General features: G+C 56.5%; 20 protein-coding genes. 6 read left to right on the forward strand and 14 right to left on the reverse strand.

Annotated features, from left to right (window positions below):
• Position 1 precedes the first annotated feature (1 nt).
• The 5 genes from nrdG to treR all read right to left on the reverse strand — a co-directional run bounded on the left by nrdG (position 2) and on the right by treR (position 7,420).
• Positions 2-466, reverse strand: coding sequence for an anaerobic ribonucleoside-triphosphate reductase-activating protein (gene nrdG, locus M989_RS16320; protein WP_064546967.1), 465 nt, complete (start codon positions 464-466; stop codon positions 2-4).
• A gap of 169 nt (positions 467-635) precedes the next feature.
• Positions 636-2,774 (reverse strand): anaerobic ribonucleoside-triphosphate reductase, encoded by a 2,139-nt coding sequence (gene nrdD / locus M989_RS16325; protein ID WP_064546970.1) that lies wholly within the window; start codon positions 2,772-2,774, stop codon positions 636-638.
• A gap of 384 nt (positions 2,775-3,158) precedes the next feature.
• Positions 3,159-4,802 (reverse strand): alpha,alpha-phosphotrehalase, encoded by a 1,644-nt coding sequence (treC, locus tag M989_RS16330; RefSeq protein ID WP_064546972.1) that lies wholly within the window; start codon positions 4,800-4,802, stop codon positions 3,159-3,161.
• 54 nt (positions 4,803-4,856) lie between these two features.
• Positions 4,857-6,278, reverse strand: a complete 1,422-nt coding sequence (gene treB / locus M989_RS16335; protein WP_064547046.1) for a PTS trehalose transporter subunit IIBC — start codon at positions 6,276-6,278, stop codon at positions 4,857-4,859.
• Between the two features lie 194 nt (positions 6,279-6,472).
• Positions 6,473-7,420, reverse strand: coding sequence for a trehalose operon repressor TreR (gene treR / locus M989_RS16340; protein ID WP_064546974.1), 948 nt, complete (start codon positions 7,418-7,420; stop codon positions 6,473-6,475).
• Positions 7,421-7,574: 154 nt separating this feature from the next.
• Between treR and mgtL the strand changes: the two genes are divergently transcribed.
• Entirely contained in the window at positions 7,575-7,625 is a 51-nt protein-coding gene (gene mgtL / locus M989_RS26530; RefSeq protein ID WP_122983162.1) for a mgtA regulatory leader peptide MgtL, read from the forward strand.
• A gap of 151 nt (positions 7,626-7,776) precedes the next feature.
• Positions 7,777-10,485 (forward strand): magnesium-translocating P-type ATPase, encoded by a 2,709-nt coding sequence (mgtA, locus tag M989_RS16345; protein ID WP_064546976.1) that lies wholly within the window; start codon positions 7,777-7,779, stop codon positions 10,483-10,485.
• Positions 10,486-10,645: 160 nt separating this feature from the next.
• On the opposite strand, the gene ridA is transcribed toward mgtA, so the two are convergent.
• The 4 genes from ridA to M989_RS24755 form a co-directional block, all read right to left on the reverse strand.
• Positions 10,646-11,032 (reverse strand): 2-iminobutanoate/2-iminopropanoate deaminase, encoded by a 387-nt coding sequence (gene ridA / locus M989_RS16350; protein ID WP_000047541.1) that lies wholly within the window; start codon positions 11,030-11,032, stop codon positions 10,646-10,648.
• A 73-nt stretch (positions 11,033-11,105) separates the two neighbouring features.
• Complete coding sequence (gene pyrI, locus M989_RS16355; RefSeq protein WP_064546978.1) at positions 11,106-11,567, reverse strand: aspartate carbamoyltransferase regulatory subunit; 462 nt, start codon at positions 11,565-11,567, stop codon at positions 11,106-11,108.
• A gap of 12 nt (positions 11,568-11,579) precedes the next feature.
• Positions 11,580-12,515: an aspartate carbamoyltransferase gene (gene pyrB / locus M989_RS16360; RefSeq protein WP_064546980.1), complete on the reverse strand. Its 936-nt coding sequence runs from the start codon at positions 12,513-12,515 to the stop codon at positions 11,580-11,582.
• Positions 12,516-12,551: 36 nt separating this feature from the next.
• A complete protein-coding gene (locus M989_RS24755) occupies positions 12,552-12,656 on the reverse strand; it encodes a pyrBI operon leader peptide (RefSeq protein WP_100250007.1) in 105 nt (34 codons plus the stop codon).
• A 264-nt stretch (positions 12,657-12,920) separates the two neighbouring features.
• Between M989_RS24755 and M989_RS16365 the strand changes: the two genes are divergently transcribed.
• Complete coding sequence (locus M989_RS16365) at positions 12,921-13,373, forward strand: YhcH/YjgK/YiaL family protein (protein WP_064547048.1); 453 nt, start codon at positions 12,921-12,923, stop codon at positions 13,371-13,373.
• A 44-nt stretch (positions 13,374-13,417) separates the two neighbouring features.
• Here M989_RS16365 and argF read toward each other — a convergent pair whose 3' ends face one another.
• A complete protein-coding gene (gene argF / locus M989_RS16370) occupies positions 13,418-14,422 on the reverse strand; it encodes an ornithine carbamoyltransferase (protein WP_064546982.1) in 1,005 nt (334 codons plus the stop codon).
• Entirely contained in the window at positions 14,392-14,487 is a 96-nt protein-coding gene (argL, locus tag M989_RS26535) for a putative translational regulatory protein ArgL (RefSeq protein WP_373995169.1), read from the reverse strand. Before argL ends, argF begins: the two co-directional genes overlap by 31 nt.
• A 95-nt stretch (positions 14,488-14,582) precedes the next feature.
• Between argL and rraB the strand changes: the two genes are divergently transcribed.
• The 3 genes from rraB (at position 14,583) to M989_RS16385 (ending at position 16,788) form a co-directional block, all read left to right on the forward strand.
• Complete coding sequence (rraB, locus tag M989_RS16375; RefSeq protein ID WP_064546984.1) at positions 14,583-15,002, forward strand: ribonuclease E inhibitor RraB; 420 nt, start codon at positions 14,583-14,585, stop codon at positions 15,000-15,002.
• 51 nt (positions 15,003-15,053) lie between these two features.
• A complete protein-coding gene (gene miaE / locus M989_RS16380) occupies positions 15,054-15,812 on the forward strand; it encodes a tRNA isopentenyl-2-thiomethyl-A-37 hydroxylase MiaE (RefSeq protein ID WP_064546986.1) in 759 nt (252 codons plus the stop codon).
• Between the two features lie 145 nt (positions 15,813-15,957).
• Positions 15,958-16,788, forward strand: a complete 831-nt coding sequence (locus M989_RS16385) for a lipase chaperone (protein ID WP_064546988.1) — start codon at positions 15,958-15,960, stop codon at positions 16,786-16,788.
• Between the two features lie 3 nt (positions 16,789-16,791).
• Here M989_RS16385 and M989_RS16390 read toward each other — a convergent pair whose 3' ends face one another.
• From M989_RS16390 to holC, 3 genes are all read right to left on the reverse strand, one after another.
• The gene (locus M989_RS16390) at positions 16,792-17,295 is read right to left on the reverse strand and encodes a GNAT family N-acetyltransferase (protein WP_064546990.1); all 504 of its coding nucleotides are present in this window, start codon (positions 17,293-17,295) and stop codon (positions 16,792-16,794) included.
• 217 nt (positions 17,296-17,512) lie between these two features.
• On the reverse strand, positions 17,513-20,368 hold the full coding sequence (locus M989_RS16395; protein WP_064546991.1) for a valine--tRNA ligase: 2,856 nt from the start codon (positions 20,366-20,368) through the stop codon (positions 17,513-17,515).
• The gene (gene holC / locus M989_RS16400) at positions 20,368-20,811 is read right to left on the reverse strand and encodes a DNA polymerase III subunit chi (RefSeq protein WP_064546994.1); all 444 of its coding nucleotides are present in this window, start codon (positions 20,809-20,811) and stop codon (positions 20,368-20,370) included. Before holC ends, M989_RS16395 begins: the two co-directional genes overlap by 1 nt.
• Positions 20,812-20,938 lie beyond the last annotated feature (127 nt).

Below are 20,938 nucleotides of genomic sequence, written 5' to 3' on the forward strand. Positions count from 1 at the left end.
ATTAACGTAGGTGGTGCACGACCTGATTGCTGCTGCCGCGCCAGATCAGCGCCGGGTCTTTTAAATCCTGCACAAACTTGCCGTCCACCAGCACGTTGATCAGATCAACGACTTCCATTTGCGCGGCATTCAGTTCGTCAATCTTGTAGCCGGTCCACACCCAGATATCTTTGCCGGGACATTCAGCGTGGATGCGTTGCACCAGCTTGAGGATCTCCGGCACGTTCTGCGGATGCAATGGGTCACCGCCGGAGAGCGAAATTCCCTGGCGCTTGACGCGGGTGTCGTTGAGGTCGGCGATGATGCGGTCGGCCATCTCGGCGGTGAACGGCTGGCCGGAGTTCACGCGCCAGGTGCTCTTGTTGTAGCAGCCGGGGCATTCGTGAACGCAGCCGGCAACGAACAGGGTGCAGCGCGTGCCGGGGCCGTTGACGATATCGACGGGGTAGTATTGATGGTAATTCATTTTCGCATTCCAGATGGAACGGCACCTGTAGGCCGGATAAGCGCGCCATCCGGCAATCGGCTCAGGTTTGCCTGATGGCGCTGCGCTTATCAGGCCTACGTTGGTGCAATTCGCTGTGAACGATTCCCTCTCCCCTGAGGGAGAGGGTGAGGGGATAAACCGCTCGGCCTTAACCGAGCTGCCCGTTACCCAGGTGTTTAACGCGGCGCTTTACTTCTTCCTGCTTACCGGCGTTGAACGGACGGGCATCCGGGCTTCCGAGGTAGCCGCACACGCGGCGGGTGACCGACACGCGAGCCGCGTCATGGTTACCGCATTTCGGGCAGGTGAAGCCTTTGCTGGTGCATTCGAACTCACCGGTAAAGCCGCACTCGTAGCATTCGTCGATCGGCGTGTTGGTTCCGTAGTACGGCACGTGCTGGTAGCTGTAGTCCCACACGTCTTCCAGCGCTTTCAGGTTGTGCTGAATGTTCGGGTACTCGCCGTAGCAAATGAAGCCGCCGTTCGCCAGCGGCGGGTACGGTGCTTCAAAGTCGATTTTGTCGTACGGGTTAACTTTCTTCTCCACGTCGAGGTGGAAGCTGTTGGTGTAGTAGCCTTTGTCGGTTACGCCTTCCACCACGCCAAACTCGGCGGTGTCGAGACGACAGAAGCGGTCGCACAGGTTTTCGCTCGGCGTGCTGTACAGGCTAAAGCCGTAGCCGGTTTCCTCTTTCCACTGGTCAACGGCATCGCGCAGACGCTGAACGATCGCCACGCCTTTTTCACGCAGCATTTCGTTGTCGTACATATGCTGATTGCCGAACAGCGCGTTGATGGTCTCGTGGATACCGATGTAGCCCAGAGAGATGGAGGCGCGACCGTTTTTGAAGATTTCTGAAACGTCGTCGTCTGCTTTCAGACGCACGCCGCAGGCCCCTTCCATGTAGAGGATAGGTGCCACACGGGCTTTCACCCCTTCCAGGCGGGCAATACGGGTCATCAGCGCTTTACGCGCCAGCACCAGACGTTCGTCGAGCAGAGACCAGAACGTGGCTTCATCGCCTTTGGCCTCCAGCGCAATGCGCGGCAGGTTAAGGCTGATCACGCCGAGGTTGTTACGCCCATCGTGAACCTGCTCGCCGTTTTCATTCTCCCACACGCCGAGGAAGCTGCGGCAGCCCATCGGGGTTTTAAACGAACCGGTGACTTTCACCACCTGATCGTAGTTGAGGATGTCCGGATACATGCGCTTGCTCGCGCACTCCAGAGCCAGCTGTTTGATGTCGTAGTTGGCATCGCCCGGCTTGTGGTTCAGACCGTCGCGAATGGCAAACACCAGCTTCGGGAACACCGCGGTTTTGCGGTTTTTGCCGAGGCCCGCGATACGATTACGCAGAATAGACTGCTGAATCAGACGCGATTCCCAGCTGGTGCCGAGGCCGAAGCCAAAGGTCACGAACGGGGTCTGGCCGTTGGCGGTGTGCAGCGTGTTGACTTCATACTCCAGCGACTGGAAGGCGTCATAGCACTCTTTTTCCGTGCGGGAGCGAGCGTACTCTTCCGCGTTCGGAATCTGCCACTCGTTGGCGATTTTACGATGCTTGTTGAAGCTTTCGGTGACGAACGGCGCCAGTACTTCATCAATGCGGTTGATGGTGGTGCCGCCGTAAATGTGGCTGGCGACCTGCGCGATAATCTGCGCGGTTACCGCCGTGGCGGTCGAGATGGATTTCGGCGGCTCAATTTCCGCGTTACCCATTTTGAAGCCCTGGGTCAGCATGCCTTTCAGATCGATCAGCATGCAGTTGAACATCGGGAAGAACGGCGAGTAGTCGAGGTCATGGTAGTGAATCACGCCGCGCTCGTGCGCCATGACCACGTCGTGCGGCAGCAGGTGCTGGCGAGCGTAGTGTTTGGCCACGATACCGGCCAGCAGGTCGCGCTGGGTCGGGATCACTTTACTGTCTTTGTTGGCGTTTTCGTTAAGCAGCGCCGAGTTGGTCTGCTCAACCAGGCCGCGAATTTCCTGGTTCAGGCGGCCGCGCTTCTCGCGCTGGCTATCGCGGTCATGGCGATATTCGATGTAGGCGCGAGCGAGCTGTTTGTACGGCCCGGACATCAGCTGGTTTTCAACGGCGGTCTGAATTTCGTTGATATCAACCTGCGGCTGGCCCTGCATTTGTTGGCTAACGATTGCTGCGACGGTGGCGCAATAGTCTGCGTCATCGACTCCCGCTGCTTTAGCTGCACGCAGAATTGCTTCTTTGATGCGCTCTGATTTGAACGGCACTTTACAGCCATCTCGTTTCATCACATGCGGTGTCATGATCACTCCAATATTTATAAGAACAGGTTATCCACAGAGGTGGGAAAACAACGATTGGCGTATTTACTCCATTAACCAACACTTTCCCCCGCGTGTGGCCCAGGTTATCCACATATCGGCTATCTTTTTCGTGATTCTCATTGTGCAATGATAGACGATAAATACCATATGTTGGGCCGGGACGCATTTTAAGTTCTATATGTAGTGATTTGCATCAAAGATGTTTGCGCTTTTATTGATTCAGAACAAAGTAAAAATGCAAGAGTACAGATGACAGGCGCTACAGGTTATGTAAATTTTGTTGCGCAATAAATGTCCAAAAAAGGACTGAAAAACAGCGGGATGCGAAGAAGCCCGGCAGCAGGGCGCTACCGGGCCGGCGGTTTAACGCTGAAGCCACCAGATGGCTTCAAACGGTCGCAGCGTCATGCCTGCAGGGGTGGCGTAGTTGCTCATCAGCACCTCGCCATCGGTGGAGCCTGCCGGTGGCTCCCAATCCTGCGGCTCGCCGCTGAGGTTCGCGGCGACCAGCAGCGTCTGCCCCTGCCACTGACGGCGGTAGCACCACAGCGATGGATGCGCCGGCAGCAGATCCTGATAGTCGCCCCAGGTCAGTACCGGTTCGGATTTACGCAGTGCAATCAACTGTTGGTAGGCGTAAAACACCGAGTCAGGGTCGGTCAGCGCACGTTCAACGTTGATGTCGGCAAAGTTATGGCTGACGCCAATCCACGGTTCGCCGCTGGTAAATCCGGCATTAGGACTGGCGTCCCACTGCATCGGCGTACGGCTGTTGTCGCGGGATTTGCTGGCCAGAATCGCCAGCAGTTCCCCGGCATCACGCCCCTGCGCCAGCAGCTCGTTATACATGTTGTGGCTTTCAACGTCGCGGTATTGCTCTATCGTCGTGAAGTGTGGGTTGGTCATGCCAATCTCTTCACCCTGATAGATGTACGGCGTACCCTGCATGCCATGCAGCACCATCGCCAGCATCTTCGCCGCCGTAATGCGATATTCACCCTCATCGCCAAAGCGGGAGACGATGCGCGGCTGGTCGTGGTTACACCAGAACAGCGCATTCCACGCCCGGTTGTGCATGCCCTGCTGCCAGTGACTAAACAGCGATTTCAGCGCCACGAAATCCGGACGCGCCAGCGTCCACTTCTCGCCGCCAGGGTAGTCCACCTTCAGGTGGTGGAAGTTAAAGGTCATCGACAGCTCTTTGCCGTCGAGAGAGGCATATTGCTGACAGTTTTCGAGGGAGGTGGAGGACATCTCGCCAACGGTCATCAGGTTGCGCGGCGTAAAGACGTCGCGGCTGAACTCCTGCAGGAACTCGTGCGCGCGCGGGCCATCGGTGTAGAAGCGGCGACCGTCGCCCTGATGATCGTCCGGGAAGGACTGGTCTTTAGAGATGAGGTTGATAACGTCGAGACGCAGGCCATCGACGCCGCGATCGGCCCAGAATTCACAGACCTTTTTCAGTTCAGCGCGTACCGTTTCGTTTTCCCAGTTGAGATCCGCCTGCTCGGTCGCGAACAGGTGCAGATAGTACTGCCCGCTGGCCGCATCCCACTGCCAGGCGTTGCCGCCAAACTTCGAACGCCAGTTATTCGGCGGGGTTTCCGGCGTGCCGTCGCGCCAGATATAGAACTGGCGGTACGGACTCTCTTTATTCTGCGATTCTTTAAACCACGCATGGTGGGTGGAGGTGTGGTTGAGCACCATGTCCAGCACGATACGAATGCCGCGCTGATGTGCTTCGGCAACCAGCTTATCAAAATCGTCGAGCGTACCGTAAGACGGGTCGATGTCGGTGTAGTTAGCGATGTCGTAACCGTTATCCACCTGCGGAGAGACGTAGAACGGTGTTATCCAGAGGGCATCAACGCCGAGCTTTTGCAGATAGTCGAGTCGTGAGGTGACGCCGCGCAGATCTCCCGTTCCGCTGCCGGTCGTGTCCTGGAAGCTTTTCGGGTAGATCTGGTAAATCACGCCGTTTTGCCACCAGTGAGGTAGTGTATTCATGGGTTGTCCTCGAATAAGAATCAGGGGCGCAAATGCGCCCCGAAGAAGGTGTGTTTACATGACTGGCAGCGTGCCCTGACGTTCTTTACGCTTGTAGACGACAACCGTCAGGATAATCGGTACCACGATGGTGATAACCATTGCGACGCTGTAGACCGCCCAGAAGGTCGGTTTGATTGACAGGATGCCCGGCAGGCCGCCGACGCCGATACCGTTCGCCAGCACGCCGTACAGGCCGCACAGCAGGCCCGCGATACCGGAACCGATCATGGCGCAGAGCATCGGGAAGCGGTACTTCAGGTTGATCCCGTACATCGCCGGTTCGGTGACGCCGAGGTAGGCGGAGATCGCCGCCGGAACGGAGATTTCACGCTCTTTCGCCTTACGGCTGCAGATGATGATGCCGACGACGGCAGAGGCCTGCGCGATGTTCGACAGGGCAATCATCGGCCATACCGGGGTGCCGCCCATGCTCTGAATCATCTGCATATCAATCGCCAGCGTGGTCTGGTGCACACCGGTAATCACCAGCGGTGCATACAGGAAGCCGAACAGCGCGGCGCCAATCGGTGCGAAGCTGCCGGTCAGCAGGTGACGCACGGCGAAGGCAACGCCATCGCCAATCAGGCGACCGAATGGCCCGATAATCGCGTGAGCGAGGAATACCGCCAGAATCAGCGAGCACACCGGTACGATAACGAGGTACAGGTAGTCCGGCACGATGCGCTTAAGGCGCGTCTCAATAAAGCCGAGGGTCAGACCCGCCAGCAGCGCCGGGATAACCTGCGCCTGGTAGCCGACTTTGGCGATGGTAAACAGGCCGAAGTTCCACACTTCCGGCACCTGCTGACCCAGCAGATAGGCGTTCATTAGCTGTGGAGAAACCAGCGTCACGCCGAGTACGATACCGAGGATCGGCGTACCGCCCATTTTCTTCACCGCCGACCAGCAGATACCGACCGGCAGATAGAAGAAGATCGCCTCGCCAATCAGCCACAGGAAGTCATAGATGGTTTGCAGCGACGGGTGCATCTGCGCCAGCGTCTGGCCGTTGCTCATCGGCAGGTCGCCGATCACGTTGCGGAAGCCTAAGATCAAACCCCCGCTGATCAGCGCCGGCAGCAGCGGGAAGAAGATCTCGGCGAAATGGGAGATCATCTGCTCGTGCCATTTCATGTTCTGGCGCGCCGCCTGTTTGGCCTGCTCTTTATCCACGCCGGTCTGGCCGGTGGTAGCGAGCAGCGCCTGATAGTAGTCGCCCACCTCGGTGCCGATGACCACCTGGAACTGCCCGGCGTTGGTGAAGCAGCCCTTCACCATCGGCAGTTCTTCAATCGCTTTTGGATCCGCTTTGGCCGGGTCGTTCAGCACAAAGCGCAGGCGCGTGATGCAGTGGCTGACGGTGGCGATGTTTTCGCGTCCGCCGACCAGCTCGATAAGTTTATCGATGTTCTTTTGGTCTATTTTTTTGCTCATGATAGGGCCTTCAAACAGAGATAAGATCTCCCCGATAACCGCCAATTCAGGCTGCCGTGGTATGGGCAACCTGGCGGATTCAGGAAATGAATCGTTATTAATACGCTGATTATAAGCGTAGCGGGTTTACCGATTTGGGGAAATGGGAACGTTCCCGAAACGTAGCCAGGATCACATTAAAGCTGACTTTACGCTTAGGCGAGGATGGCGGGGATCACGATCTGCTGCGGTTCGCGCTTACCGCCAATCAGGGAAATCAGCTGCTCTGCCGCACGGCGTCCTGCCTCGGCGTAGCCGGGATCGACGGTGATAATTTCCGGGTGCAGAAACTTGGTTAGCGGGGTGTTGCCGACGCTCGCCAACTGGACGTTATCGATGCGCTGTTCCTGGAAATACTTGCTGACGCCCAGCGCCAGAGTATCGGTGGCACAAATGAGTGCGGTGGTTTCGGGGGCAATGACCTCACGAGCGAAGTCGTAGCCCTGTTTCATCGCCAGGCCCGGCAGCGCGGCCATCGGCGTAAGCTGATGGCGCTGGCAAAAGGCCTGATAGGCGTCGTGACGACGCTGGCCGGTGGTGACATCGCTCGGCGGTACCCCGAGGAAGCTGATATGGCGGTGGCCGCGTTCATACAGGCGCTGCATCAGCAGAGTGATGGCGCCATGATCGTCATAGCAAACCGAGGAGAAACCGCTGGCATCGCGGGCCATCAGCACCAGCGAGGGCTGCCAGTTGGCCAACGTCTCTTCGGTGACGCCGGTAAACCCAAACAGGATCACGCCGTCGATATTGCGACGTTTGAGCATCGCCAGATGCTCTAAAACCTTTGCGGGCGAGAACTGGCTTTCCATCATAATCGGGTCGTAGCCCTGCTCGTAGAACGCGGGCAGCATGGTCTGCACCGCCAGGTTTTCCGACAGCGAATCCAGACGCGTGACGATAATGGCGACCACTTTATCGCTTTGCCCCCGCATGGCGCGTGCGGAGCGGGAAGGGGAGAAGCCGTGCTGCATCATCACCGCTTCCACGCGTTCGCGGGTGCGTTCGCTGACGCCGCTTTCGTTATTCAGCACGCGGGAGACGGTTGATTTGCCAACACCACTCAGGCGAGCGATATCTTTGATGGTCAGCCGATTTTGCATATAGTTGCCCCACGTGAATATTTTGCCGTCAGACCGGATGGTTGACGTACCGTTGAATTACCCGCCGTTATTATATCGCTCTAATAGCCACAAAACTTATGATTTTCTGCGTATAATGCGCGGCGTTTCTACTATCAACCTTACCGGAGGCTTTATGGATCCCGATCCCACACCTCTCTCGCGCTGGAGAGTAACGTTCCGGTAAGTCAGTTTTGCGCTGCCTTGCCGATGATGTGAGGCAGTGACATTCCTTAATCATGTCCCTGCAATCAAAAATTGAGTGCCTGTGCGGTACAGATTAACTGTGCCCGTAGGTCTGACTGCGGTCGCGTCCGGCGACTGCAGGGGGATTTTGTATGCTGAAAAATTTAACCCGGCAGCTGTTTGCACAGCTTGGCCGCCACCTCCCGCGCCGTCTGGTACAGCGCGATCCGATGCCGACTCAGCAAAGCGTCGCCCATACGCCGATTCCCTCCTCGCTCAGCGAGCACTGCCTGAAAATGGCCCAGCTCAATGAGCAGGCGCTGTGGCACGCCTTTAACACGCACCCGGAAGGGCTGAACGCGGCTGAAGTCGAGCAGGCGCGCGCCGCTCACGGTGAAAACCAGCTACCGACTCAGCAGCCACAGCCGTGGTGGGTGCATCTGTGGCTCTGCTACCGTAACCCGTTCAACATTCTGCTGACCGTACTGGCCGCCGTCTCCTACGCCACGGAAGATCTGTTCGCCGCGGTGGTGATTGTCCTGATGGTGGGCATTTCCACGCTGCTGAACTTTGTGCAGGAAGCCCGTTCGACCAAAGCGGCGGACACTCTGAAAGCGATGGTCAGCAACACCGCGACGGTGCTGCGCGTCATCAATGACAAGGGCGAGAGCAACTGGGTCGAACTGCCCATCGACCAGCTGGTACCCGGCGATATTATCAAGCTCGCCGCGGGGGATATGATCCCGGCGGATCTGCGCGTGATTCAGGCGCGCGATCTGTTTGTGGCGCAGGCCTCGCTGACCGGGGAATCGCTGCCGGTTGAGAAAGTGGCGCAGACCCGCGAGCCGCAGCAAACCAACCCGCTTGAGTGCGACACCCTGTGCTTTATGGGCACCAACGTGGTGAGCGGCACCGCGGAGGCGATGGTGATTGCCACCGGCGCCAATACCTGGTTCGGGCAGCTGGCCGGGCGCGTGAGCGAGCAGGAGAGCGAGCCGAACGCCTTCCAGAAAGGCATCAGCCGCGTCAGCATGCTGCTCATCCGCTTTATGCTGGTGATGGCGCCGATTGTGCTGGTGATCAACGGCTATACCAAAGGCGACTGGTGGGAAGCGGCGCTGTTTGCCCTCTCCGTGGCGGTTGGCCTGACGCCGGAAATGCTGCCGATGATCGTCACCTCAACGCTGGCGCGCGGCGCGGTGAAGCTGTCAAAACAGAAGGTTATCGTCAAGCACCTCGACGCCATTCAGAACTTTGGCGCGATGGACATTCTCTGCACGGATAAAACGGGCACCCTGACGCAGGATAAAATCGTGCTGGAGAACCACACCGACATCTCCGGCAAGGTCAGCGAACGCGTGCTGCAAACCGCGTGGCTGAACAGTCACTACCAGACCGGGCTGAAGAATCTGCTGGATACCGCGGTGCTCGAAGGCGTCGATGAGGTGGTGGCTCGCCAGCTCTCGACCGACTGGCAGAAAATCGATGAGATCCCGTTTGATTTCGAACGCCGCCGCATGTCGGTGGTGGTGAGTGAAAAACCAGACGTGCACAAGCTGATTTGCAAAGGCGCGTTGCAGGAGATCCTCAACGTCTGTACTCAGGTGTATCACAACGGCGAAATCGTGCCGCTGGATGAGACCATGCTGCGCCGCATTAAGCGCGTGACCGACACCCTGAACCGTCAGGGCCTGCGTGTGGTCGCCGTGGCGAGCAAATACCTGCCGTCCCGTGAAGGCGACTACCAGCGCATTGATGAGTCTGACCTGATCCTCGAAGGTTACATCGCCTTCCTCGATCCACCGAAAGAGACCACCGCGCCGGCGCTGAAAGCGCTGAAGGCCAGCGGCATTACGGTAAAAATTCTCACCGGCGACAGTGAGCTGGTGGCGGCGAAAGTGTGCCACGAAGTGGGGCTGGATGCGGGCGACGTGATTGTCGGCAGCGAGATTGAGCACCTGAGCGACGATGAGCTGGCGCAGCTTGCGGCTCGCACCACGCTGTTCGCTCGCCTGACGCCGATGCATAAAGAGCGCATTGTGACCTTACTGAAACGCGAAGGTCACGTGGTCGGCTTTATGGGCGATGGCATCAACGATGCCCCGGCACTGCGCGCGGCAGACATCGGTATTTCCGTGGACGGCGCGGTGGATATCGCCCGTGAAGCGGCCGATATTATCCTGTTGGAAAAGAGCCTGATGGTGCTGGAAGAGGGGGTGATCGAAGGGCGTCGTACCTTCTCGAACATGCTCAAATACATCAAGATGACCGCCAGCTCCAACTTCGGTAACGTCTTCAGCGTGCTGGTGGCCAGCGCCTTCCTGCCGTTCCTGCCGATGCTGCCGTTACACTTGCTGATTCAGAACCTGCTGTACGATGTATCCCAGGTAGCGCTGCCGTTCGATAACGTCGATGACGAGCAGATTCGTAAACCGCAGCGCTGGAACCCGGCCGATCTGGGCCGCTTTATGGTGTTCTTCGGGCCAATCAGCTCCATCTTCGACATTCTGACCTTCTGCCTGATGTGGTGGGTATTTAAAGCCAACACACCAGAAATGCAGACGCTGTTCCAGTCCGGCTGGTTTATTGAAGGGCTGCTGTCGCAGACGTTGATTGTGCATATGATCCGCACCCGCCGCATTCCGTTCGTGCAAAGCCGCGCCGCCTGGCCGCTGTTCGCGATGACGCTGCTGGTGATGGCGGTGGGCATCGCGCTGCCGTTCTCACCGCTGGCAAGCTACCTGCAATTGCAGCCGCTGCCGCTGAGCTACTTCCCGTGGCTGGTGGCGATTCTGGTGGGTTACATGACGCTGACGCAGATGGTAAAAGGGTTCTTCAGCCGCCGTTACGGCTGGCAGTAACCTCGATTGTAGGCCTGATAAGCGAAGCGCCATCAGGCAGAATGGCGCAGGTTGCCGGATGGCGGCTTCGCCTTATCCGACCTACAGGGTGGATGTTGAAAACGCCACAGCCAAACAAAAAAGGCAGCCATAGGCTGCCTTTCTTCATACTGCATCGAAATTAGCGACGAACGGCAATCGCTTCGATTTCAATCTTCACGTCTTTCGGCAGACGCGCCACTTCAACGCAGGAACGCGCCGGGAAGGTGGCATTGTGCTCGGTGAAGAACGCTTCGTAGGTGGCGTTAACGGTCGCGAAATCGTTGAGATCTTTTACGAATACGGTCGTTTTCACGATATCGCCCACTTTCAGGCCAGCGGCCTCAACGATAGCTTTGACGTTTTCCAGCGACTGACGCGCCTGTGCGGACACGTCTTCCGGCACGCTGCCGGTTTTCGGGTCTACCGGGATCTGACCGGAAGTGATGATCATGCTGCCCAGGTCAACGCCCTGAACGTATGGGCCGATAGCTGCTGGTGCATTTTCCGTCGCAATAGTTTTGCTCATGATATCTCCAGATGAACTGCAGTAATTAGGTCGTAGCCATTATAGGGACGCCTAATTCCAATACCAACCGCAATTAGTTGGCCAGCACCACATAATGGGAAAACTCTTTTTCGCAGTATTTGCATTTGAGCGCAACGTCATCGGCACGTTTTTTCACTGCAAAGCTGGAGGAAACCGGCTCAGCATGACTAATGCAGTTGCTGTTTGGGCACACCAGCACGCTCTCAATGCGTTCCGGCAGGCTGGGACGAGATTTCCCTACCACTTCATAGTTGTCGATACGGTTCACGGTAGCCTGCGGGGCATACAGCGACAGCTGGTTAACCTGCTCGTCAGTGAGGAAGGTATTCTCAATTTTAATCAGGTCCTTGCGGCCCATTTCGCCGGAAGGCAGGTTCAGGCCGATGGTGATGCGCTGGTCAGTCTCGGTCAGTTTGAACAGCGTCAGCAGTTTAAAACCGACCTGTGCCGGGATGTGGTCAATCACGGTGCCACGTTTGATGGCTTCTACCTGCAATTTGTTGTCGTGTGTCATCGTCATTTCCCCTTACAGAGCCAGTTCGCTATTCAGTACCAGTGCCAGTAACGCCTGGCGGGCGAAGATGCCGTTGCCGGCCTGCTGGAAGTACCAGGCGTGCGGCGTTTTATCGACATCGGTGGTGATTTCATCAATGCGCGGCAGCGGGTGCAGCACCTTCATGTTATCGCGTGCGCCGGTCAGGTCTGCCGCGCGCAGGACGAACTGCGCCTTCACGTTGGCGTATTCGGACGGGTCGAGACGCTCTTTCTGCACGCGGGTCATGTAGAGAATGTCGACCTCGGCCATCACCTCTTCAATGGCGCTATGCAGGCTCCAGGCAATACCTTTCTCGTCGAGCATATCGAGGATGTACTGCGGCATCGCCAGCGCGTCCGGGGCGATGAAGTAGAAGCGGTTACCGTTAAATTTCGCCAGCGCCTGGGTCAGCGAGTGCACGGTGCGGCCGTACTTCAGGTCACCGACCATGGCGATATTCAGGTTCTCAAGACGGCCCTGTGTTTCCTGAATGGTGAACAGATCCAGCAGCGTTTGCGTCGGGTGCTGGTTCGCGCCATCACCGGCATTAAGTACCGGAATACCGCCAGAGAATTCTGTCGCCAGGCGCGCCGCGCCTTCCTGCGGATGACGCATTACGATGGCGTCGACGTAGGTGCTGATGACGGAGATGGTGTCGGCCAGGGTTTCGCCTTTTTTACCGAGCGACGTATTGGCGCTATCGGAGAAGCCGACCACGCTGGCGCCCAGTCGGTGCATGGAGGTTTCAAACGAGAGGCGGGTACGCGTCGAGGCTTCGAAGAAACAGCTGGCGATAACCTTGTGCTTCAGCAGCTCCGGCTGCGGATTCGCTTTCAGTTTAGCGGCGGTCGCCAAAACCAGCTCAAGGTCTTCGCGGCTGAGATCGTTTATGGAAATGATGTGTTTTTGATACAGCGGATTAGCCATGTTTATCTCCTGACGACGGCGCAAAAAAAAAGCCCCTTAAATAAGGGGCTTTACGAATACGGATGCAACGGAAAGGAAAAACGGCAGGCCAGCGCCTTTTTTCAGACGCGGTAAGACGCGATGTCGTACACACTGAACCATAATTCCTCCCGGCAAAACGGCTGGCATTATACGCAGCTTTGGTAAGGGATCAAGCGGTGAATTCACATTTTAATCAACGAAAACGATTCTCATAGAATGAATATTCGCTTTTTATGCATTTAAATTCCGCGCTGCGCCCGTCAGGCGCAAAGTGTGCGCTAAACCGGCAGGATGGCAATAACAGGAGAAAAAGTGCTGGTATGGTATCGCGAATTTACGTATAACAACTTAAAATTGAAACATTGTTTTATTTATGGAGTCATCATGATTATTGGCAACATTCATAACGTGCAGCCCTGGCTGCCGGAAGAACTTCGTCAGGCGATTGCCTATATTAAAGCTAACGTTACTGCGGAAACCCCGGAAGGGAAATACGACATCGACGGCAACCGTCTGTTCTATATGGTTTCTGAAAACATGACCGAGCCGTTTGCCGAGCGTCGTGCCGAGTATCACGCGCGTTACCTGGATATTCAGGTAGTGCTGAGCGGTCAGGAAGGGATGGCGTTCAGCACCCAGCCTGCGGGCAAACCGGACACCGACTGGCTGGCCGATAAAGACATCGCTTTCCTGCCGGAAGGCGTGCAGGAAAAAATGGTCGTCATGAGCGAAGGTGACTTCGTGGTGTTTTACCCGGGGGAAGTACACAAACCGCTGTGCGCTGTCGGCACGCCGGCGAAAGTGCGCAAGCTGGTAGTGAAACTGCTGGTTGCCTGAACATTATATACGCCCTGACCGTCAGGCCAGGGCGTATAGCCCGCTTATTGACTCAGCGTCGCCACCATCACGGCTTTGATGGTGTGCATGCGGTTTTCAGCCTGATCAAATACGATGCTGGCCGGTGATTCAAAGACCTCATCGGTCACTTCCATACCGCCGTGCATACCGTACTCCGCGGCCATTTTCTTACCCAGCGTGGTCTGGTCATCATGGAAAGCAGGCAGGCAGTGCAGGAATTTGACCTGCGGGTTGCCGGTAAGCTTCATCATGGCGCTGTTGACCTGATAGCCGCGCAGCAGCGCGATACGTTCCGCCCATTTCTCTTTGGCTTCGCCCATCGAGACCCAAACGTCGGTATAGATAAAATCGGCCCCTTTTACGCCCTCGGCGATATCTTCCGTCAGCGTTACGTTGCCGCCGTTTTTCTGCGCCAGCGCTTTACACTCGGCCACCAGACTCTCTTCCGGCCAGCACGCCTGTGGGGCAACAAGGCGAAGATCCAGGCCGGTTAACGCCGCGGCCTCCAGCATGGAGTTCCCCATGTTGTTACGCGCATCACCGGCATACACCAGCGTCATTTCGTTGAACGCTTTGCCCGGCAGGTGCTCCTGCATGGTCAGCAGGTCCGCCAGCAGCTGCGTCGGGTGGAATTCGTCGGTTAAGCCGTTCCATACCGGCACGCCGGAGTACTCTGCCAACGTTTCGACCACTTCCTGGCCATAGCCGCGATACTGAATGCCGTCATACATGCGGCCCAGCACGCGCGCGGTGTCTTTAATCGACTCTTTATGGCCAATCTGGCTGCCGCTGGATCCCAGATAAGTCACGCGAGCACCCTGATCGTAAGCGGCAACTTCGAAAGAGCATCGTGTACGGGTTGAGTCTTTTTCGAAGATGAGCGCGATGTTTTTACCGGTCAGGTTCGGCGACTCCGTGCCGCTTTTTTTATCCGCTTTTAGTTTGGCTGCGAGTTGCAGCAGCGTGGTGATTTCTGCAGGGGTAAAATCGAGTAATTTTAAGAAGTTCTTTTTATACAGAGTAGACATAATTCCCTCACCTGGCTCAAGCCACTTATTGAATTAAAATTCACTTTATATGTATGAATATTCATTTGCAACCCCAATAACAAATCTTTATCGGAAAGGTGGAGGCAACGGCAACGGTATGTGACAATAAGAGTATCAGCCACATTATGAGGAAAGAGCCATGGCAAACCCGGAACACCTGGAAGAGCAGCGTGAAGAAACGCGCCTGATTATTGAAGAACTGCTGGAAGACGGCAGCGATCCTGACGCGCTGTACACCATTGAGCACCACCTTTCCGCTGACGATTTCGAAAGCCTGGAAAAAGCGGCGGTCGAAGCGTTCAAACTGGGCTATGAAGTGACCGAGCCGGAAGAGCTGGAAGTGGAAGAGGGCGACACCGTGATCTGCTGCGATATCCTCAGTGAATGCGCGCTGAATGCTGAGCTTATCGACGCGCAGGTTGAGCAGCTGATGAACCTGGCTGAAAAGTTTGAAGTGGAATACGACGGTTGGGGCACCTACTACGAAGACCCGAACGGCGAAGAAGGCGATGACGACGACGATTACGTCGACGAAGAAGACGACGGCGTACGTCACTAAGTCATCTCATCACCTACGGCAGCGCCCGCTGCCGTAGGCAAGGATTTTGGTATGGATTACCCGCAAATACTCTCCCCGGTTCTCAACTTTCTGCACTGTAAAACGCCTCAGGCATGGCTCGATAAAGCCCGCGATCCGGAAAATCTGCCTCTGTTGCTAACCGATCATTTAGTTTGTGAGCTGAAAGCGGCGCAAACGGCGATGCTGCTGGTGCGTAAATATGTCGCCGACAAAGCGGGCGCGCAGGCGCTGCTCGACTGGCTTAAGCCGTATGAGGCTTTTGCCTTTCGCGAGGGTGAGGAACCCGATTTTGCCGCGCTGAATAAGCAGATAAACAAAAGCGCGATGCCGCAGACCGACGACCCGTGGGGCCGTCAGTTAATAGACAGCATGGTGCTGCTGATTAAAGAGGAACTACACCACTTCTGGCAGGTGCGTGAAGCGATGCAGCGTCGCGATATTCCCTACGTCAAAATCACCGCCAGCCGCTATGCCAAAGGCATGCTCAAAGAGGTGCGAACCCACGAACCGCTGACGCTGATTGATAAGCTGATTTGCGGCGCGTATATCGAAGCCCGCTCCTGCGAGCGTTTTGCCGCGCTGGCGCCGTACCTCGAGGCGGATTTGCAGGCATTTTATCTGTCGCTGCTGCGATCTGAGGCACGACACTATCAGGATTATCTGGCGTTGGCGCAACAGGTCTCCACCGTGGATATCCGCGATCGGGTGCGTTTTTTTGGCGAAGTAGAAGCGTCGCTGATCGCTTCGCCGGACGAAGAGTTCCGCTTCCACAGCGGCGTGCCGGTATAACTTAACTTCCTGGACGGTATCCATTTTCAGTTCTCAGCAGAAAAATTTGGTGGCTGGAAATCGTTCATCTTTACCGCAATAATCGAAACTCATCACGGGGAAACATAATCCCCGGAATAATGATTGATTTGGGTAAGGAAATTCAATGAACTGGGCACACGTATTACTGGCAGGGTATATCGGTGCGGTTATCGCCATCATCGTGGGGGTATTTCGCAAAAAAGGCTGGATTGGCAAGATCGCGGGCGTCGTGATTTTCGTGGTTGCCATTGTCGGCTGGAATCTGTTTGACGTGCATTACCTGATTCCGCGTGAAAGCCCGGACTATGGCCTGACGGAATCGCAGAAGTTTGAAAAGGCGATGCTGGCAATGCCCGTCTATCAGGTGATTAAAGAGCAGGAACCTGCGCTTTGGCAGCATATTCTCAGCCAGGCCGCTGAGATGAAAGAGGCGGGGAAAAGCGAGCAGCAGATTATTGACGCCATCCAGCCGCAGATCCTGCAGATGCAGATGGCGCGTTTGCAGCAGGCGCCCGATGCCGATGTCATTGGCTATATGAAGATTAATCTTGAGCAAATTGCCGCGGTGCAGAAAGTCGGGGACGACGAATGCTTCCGTTTTCTGTTCCCGGCGGTGAAAGGGGGAATTAATCCGGTACGTATTATTCCTCGCGAGATCATGGATCGTCGTATGGCGAGCGACATGGGCATGCTGTATGCCTCTCATGGCCCGAAAAAACATACCGTGACGGCAGAAGAAAAACAGCTGGCGCTTCAGGACCTGCAAGCCCTCAGCCCGACGCTGGTGCAGCGTTATGGTCAGGATATTCAAATCATGGCCGACCCGAATAAAGGCGTGGGAAAAGAGAAGCTGACCTGTAACATGGTGCAGGATTTATGGGCACAGGTCCTTAAACTGCCGACCGCGCGTGCGGCCGGCGTGATACGTCTGATGCTCTCTGCCGAGATGCAATAACGCTCAGAGAGGTTTCAGCATCCGGACTTCACAGTCGACGTGACCGGTACAGCCGAGGGGTTCCGCAATATGCGCGAACCCCAGACGTTCGTAAAGATGGATAGCTTCCGTCAGAAACGCGGTCGTTTCCAGATAGCACTGTTTAAACCCCTGCTCACGGGCATGATCCAGCGCCATCAGCGCCAGCCTCTTTGCCAGACCCTGGCCGCGTACGCTCGGCAGAAAATACATTTTTTGCAGTTCGCAGATATCCGGCTCGCTACAGCCTAACGGCGCGACGCCGCCGCCGCCCACCACCTGACCATTTTGCTCAACCACCCAGTAGGCCGCACCCGGCTGGCTGTAGACCTGGAACAGCTCGTCGAGATTCGGGTCGGCCACGGTGTAGCCTTTATCGGCGGTCAGGCCATATTCGGCAGAGACCTGGCGAATCACATGGGCGATGGCAGCGTTGTCGTCGGCGGTAATGCGGCGCAGCGTCGCCGAGACAGGTGTAATAACACTCATAGCGAACTCATGACAGAAATGTGGAACATATGCAGTTAATACCACTGCGGTGAGGGGAAGCGCAAGCGAGGATAATTCAATAAAAAGCCTCTGAGCATATGCATCAGAGGCTTTGTCGTCTGCGGTGTCGGATGCGCTGCGCTTATCCGACCTACGCTGATGCTGCCCGTAGGCCGGATAAGCGCAGCGCCATCCGGCAAACGTACAGGCACGCTGATTACAGCGCGGCGATAACCGCCTGCTGCTCAATCAGCTTCGCTTTGGCTTCTGCGTAACCGTCCAGCTTCTCACGCTCTTTGGCGATCACCGCTTCCGGTGCGCGAGCGACGAAACCAACGTTTGAGAGTTTGCCTTCGATACGGGCAATCTCACCTTCGATTTTCGCCACTTCTTTCGCCAGGCGCGCCAGCTCATCTTCTTTGTTGATGAGGCCAGCCATCGGGATCAGCAGTTCGGCGCCGTCGATGATTTTGGTCACGGAAACCGGACCTTTGTCATCGGCAGGCAGCACGGTGATGCTTTCCAGACGTGCCAGGTTCAGCAGGAAGCCGCGGTTGTCGTTCACACGACGCTCCGCATCTTTGCTGCAACCACGCAGCAGCAGCTCCAGCGGTTTGCCCGGGGCGATGTTCATTTCCGCACGAATGTTACGCACGGCAACGATCGCCTGCTTCAGCCATTCGGTATCAGCCAGCGCGGCTTCATCAACCTGCGCGGCGTTATATTCCGGGAACGGCTGCAGCATGATGGTATCGGCGGTAATACCGCAAATGACCTTCACGCGCTGCCAGATGGTTTCAGTGATGAACGGGATGATCGGGTGCGCCAGGCGCAGCAGACCTTCCAGCACGGTGACCAGCGTATTGCGTGTGCCGCGCAGTTCAGACTCGGAACCGCCGGTCATCACCGGCTTGGTCAGCTCCAGATACCAGTCGCAGAACTGGTTCCAGGTGAACTCGTACAGAATGCCCGCGGCGATGTCGAAGCGGAAGTTATCCAGCGCTTCTCGGTACGCTTTCACGGTCTGGTTGAATTCAGCCAGGATCCAGCGGTCTGCCAGCGACAGGGTCATTTCGCCGCCGTTAAAACCGCAATCCTGATCTTCAGTATTCATCAGCACGAAGCGGCTGGCGTTCCACAGCTTGTTACAGAAGTTACGGTAACCTTCCAGACGCTTCATATCCCAGTTGATATCGCGACCGGTCGAGGCCAGCGCCGCCAGGGTAAAGCGCAGGGCGTCGGTGCCGTGCGGCTCGATACCGTTCGGGAACTGCTTCTCGGTACGCTTGGCAATCTTCTCAGCCAGCTGCGGCTGCATCATGTTGCCGGTACGTTTTTCCAGCAGCTCCGGCAGGGAGATGCCGTCGACCATATCCAGCGGGTCAATAACGTTACCCTTGGATTTGGACATCTTCTGGCCTTCGTCGTCACGAATCAGACCGGTCATGTAGACGGTATGGAACGGCACCTGCGGCTTGCCGTTTTCATCTTTGATGAAGTGCATGGTCATCATGATCATGCGGGCAATCCAGAAGAAGATGATGTCGAAGCCGGAAACCATCACGCTGGTCGGGTGGAACTGACGCAGGGCGTCGGTGTTTTCCGGCCAGCCGAGGGTGGAGAAAGTCCACAGCGCGGAGGAGAACCAGGTATCGAGAACGTCTTCGTCCTGACGAAGCGCAACGTCGGCGCCGAGGTTGTTTTCCTGACGCACTTCGTCTTCTGTACGGCCAACGTAGACGTTGCCGTCGTTGTCGTACCATGCCGGGATACGGTGACCCCACCACAGCTGACGGGAGATACACCAGTCCTGAATATCGCGCATCCAGGAGAAGTACATGTTTTCGTACTGCTTCGGCACGAACTGAATGCTACCGTTTTCAACGGCTTCAACCGCTGGTTTCGCCAGCACGTCAGCACGCACGTACCACTGGTCGGTCAGCATCGGTTCGATAACCACGCCGCCACGGTCGCCATAAGGGACGGTCAGGTCGTGCGGTTTAATTTCTTCCAGCAGGCCCAGGGCGTCAACGGCAGCGACGATCGCTTTACGGGCAGCAAAGCGTTCCAGCTTCTGGAATTCAGCCGGAATCGCGTTGGAGTAAACGTCAGACTCTTCGCCTTTGGTGTCGTACACTTCCGCGGTTTCGCGGATGTCGCCGTCAAAGGTCAGAATGTTGATCATCGGCAGGGCGTGACGTTTCCCGACTTCGTAGTCGTTAAAGTCGTGCGCCGGGGTGATCTTCACGCAGCCGGTGCCTTTTTCCATATCGGCGTGTTCGTCGCCAACGATTGGAATACGGCGGTCAACCAGCGGCAGCATCACGAATTTGCCGATCAGATCTTTATAACGCGGATCTTCCGGGTTCACGGCCACGCCAGTATCGCCGAGAATGGTTTCCGGACGGGTAGTGGCGACGACCAGATAATCTTTACCGTCTGCGGTTTTCGCGCCGTCGGCCAGCGGATAGCGGATGTGCCACATCGAGCCTTTGGACTCGCGGTTTTCCACTTCCAGGTCAGAGATGGCGGTGCGCAGTTTCGGGTCCCAGTTCACCAGGCGCTTGCCACGGTAAATCAGGTCTTCTTTGTACAGGCGAACAAAGACTTCTTTCACGGCATTGGAAAGACCTTCGTCCATAGTGAAGCGCTCGCGCTCCCAGTCAACGGAGTTGCCGAGACGGCGCATCTGACGGGTAATGGTGCCGCCGGATTCCGCTTTCCACTGCCAGATTTTGTCGATGAAGGCATCGCGACCGTAGTCGTGACGGGTTTTCCCTTCTTCAGCGGCAATCTTACGCTCAACCACCATCTGAGTGGCGATACCCGCGTGGTCGATACCGGCCTGCCACAGGGTGTTTTTGCCCTGCATGCGCTGGTAGCGGATCATGGTGTCCATGATGGTTTGCTGGAAAGCATGACCCATATGCAAACTGCCGGTGACGTTCGGCGGCGGGATCATGATGCAGAAGGACTCTTTGCTTTCGTCGCCGTTAGGCTTGAAATAGCCCTGCTGTTCCCAGTGCTCGTAAAGCGGCTGTTCGATATCTTGCGGGTTATATGTCTTTTCCATTATTTCCAGGTTGCCGTATTCAGGTTAAAACCAGCCACGCGGTAGGCTTTGTAGCGATCGCGTGCGAGTTGTTTCAGAGTTTCTTCGTAAGGGACGAAGTCTACCACTTCTGTGAAAGCGGTGGCAAAATCTGCAAAGTTTACCCGCAGACTTATCAGTATATCCCGTGGGCTGCTGTTGCGCCTGGCAGGCCAGGCTATCTCCACCGGCGCACCGCCTCTTGGGCCTTCGCCCGCCAGATTATGCGGCACAAAACTGTCCGGAGGACGGCTCCACAGGGCTTCATCCAGGCGAATGGCCTGCTGCTCGTCTTCGCAGGCGATCAGCACGCGCTTGCCCGCGCGCCAACGTTCTGCGGCAATTTCACACACCAGTTGCTCGACGGCGCTGAGGTCGTCGACGGTGGTGTCATTGTCCAGAAGATAGAACGTCGCATTCTTCATATATGGGGCTTCTTGTGGTGGATTTAAATACAAGGCCGGGCGACCCGGCCTTATTGCCTGATGGCGACGCTCGCGCGTCTTATCAGGCCTACAGCGTACAGTTTTGTAGGCCGGATAAGCGCAGCGC

Source organism: Kluyvera georgiana ATCC 51603 (assembly GCF_001654985.1).
Lineage (GTDB): Bacteria > Pseudomonadota > Gammaproteobacteria > Enterobacterales > Enterobacteriaceae > Kluyvera > Kluyvera georgiana.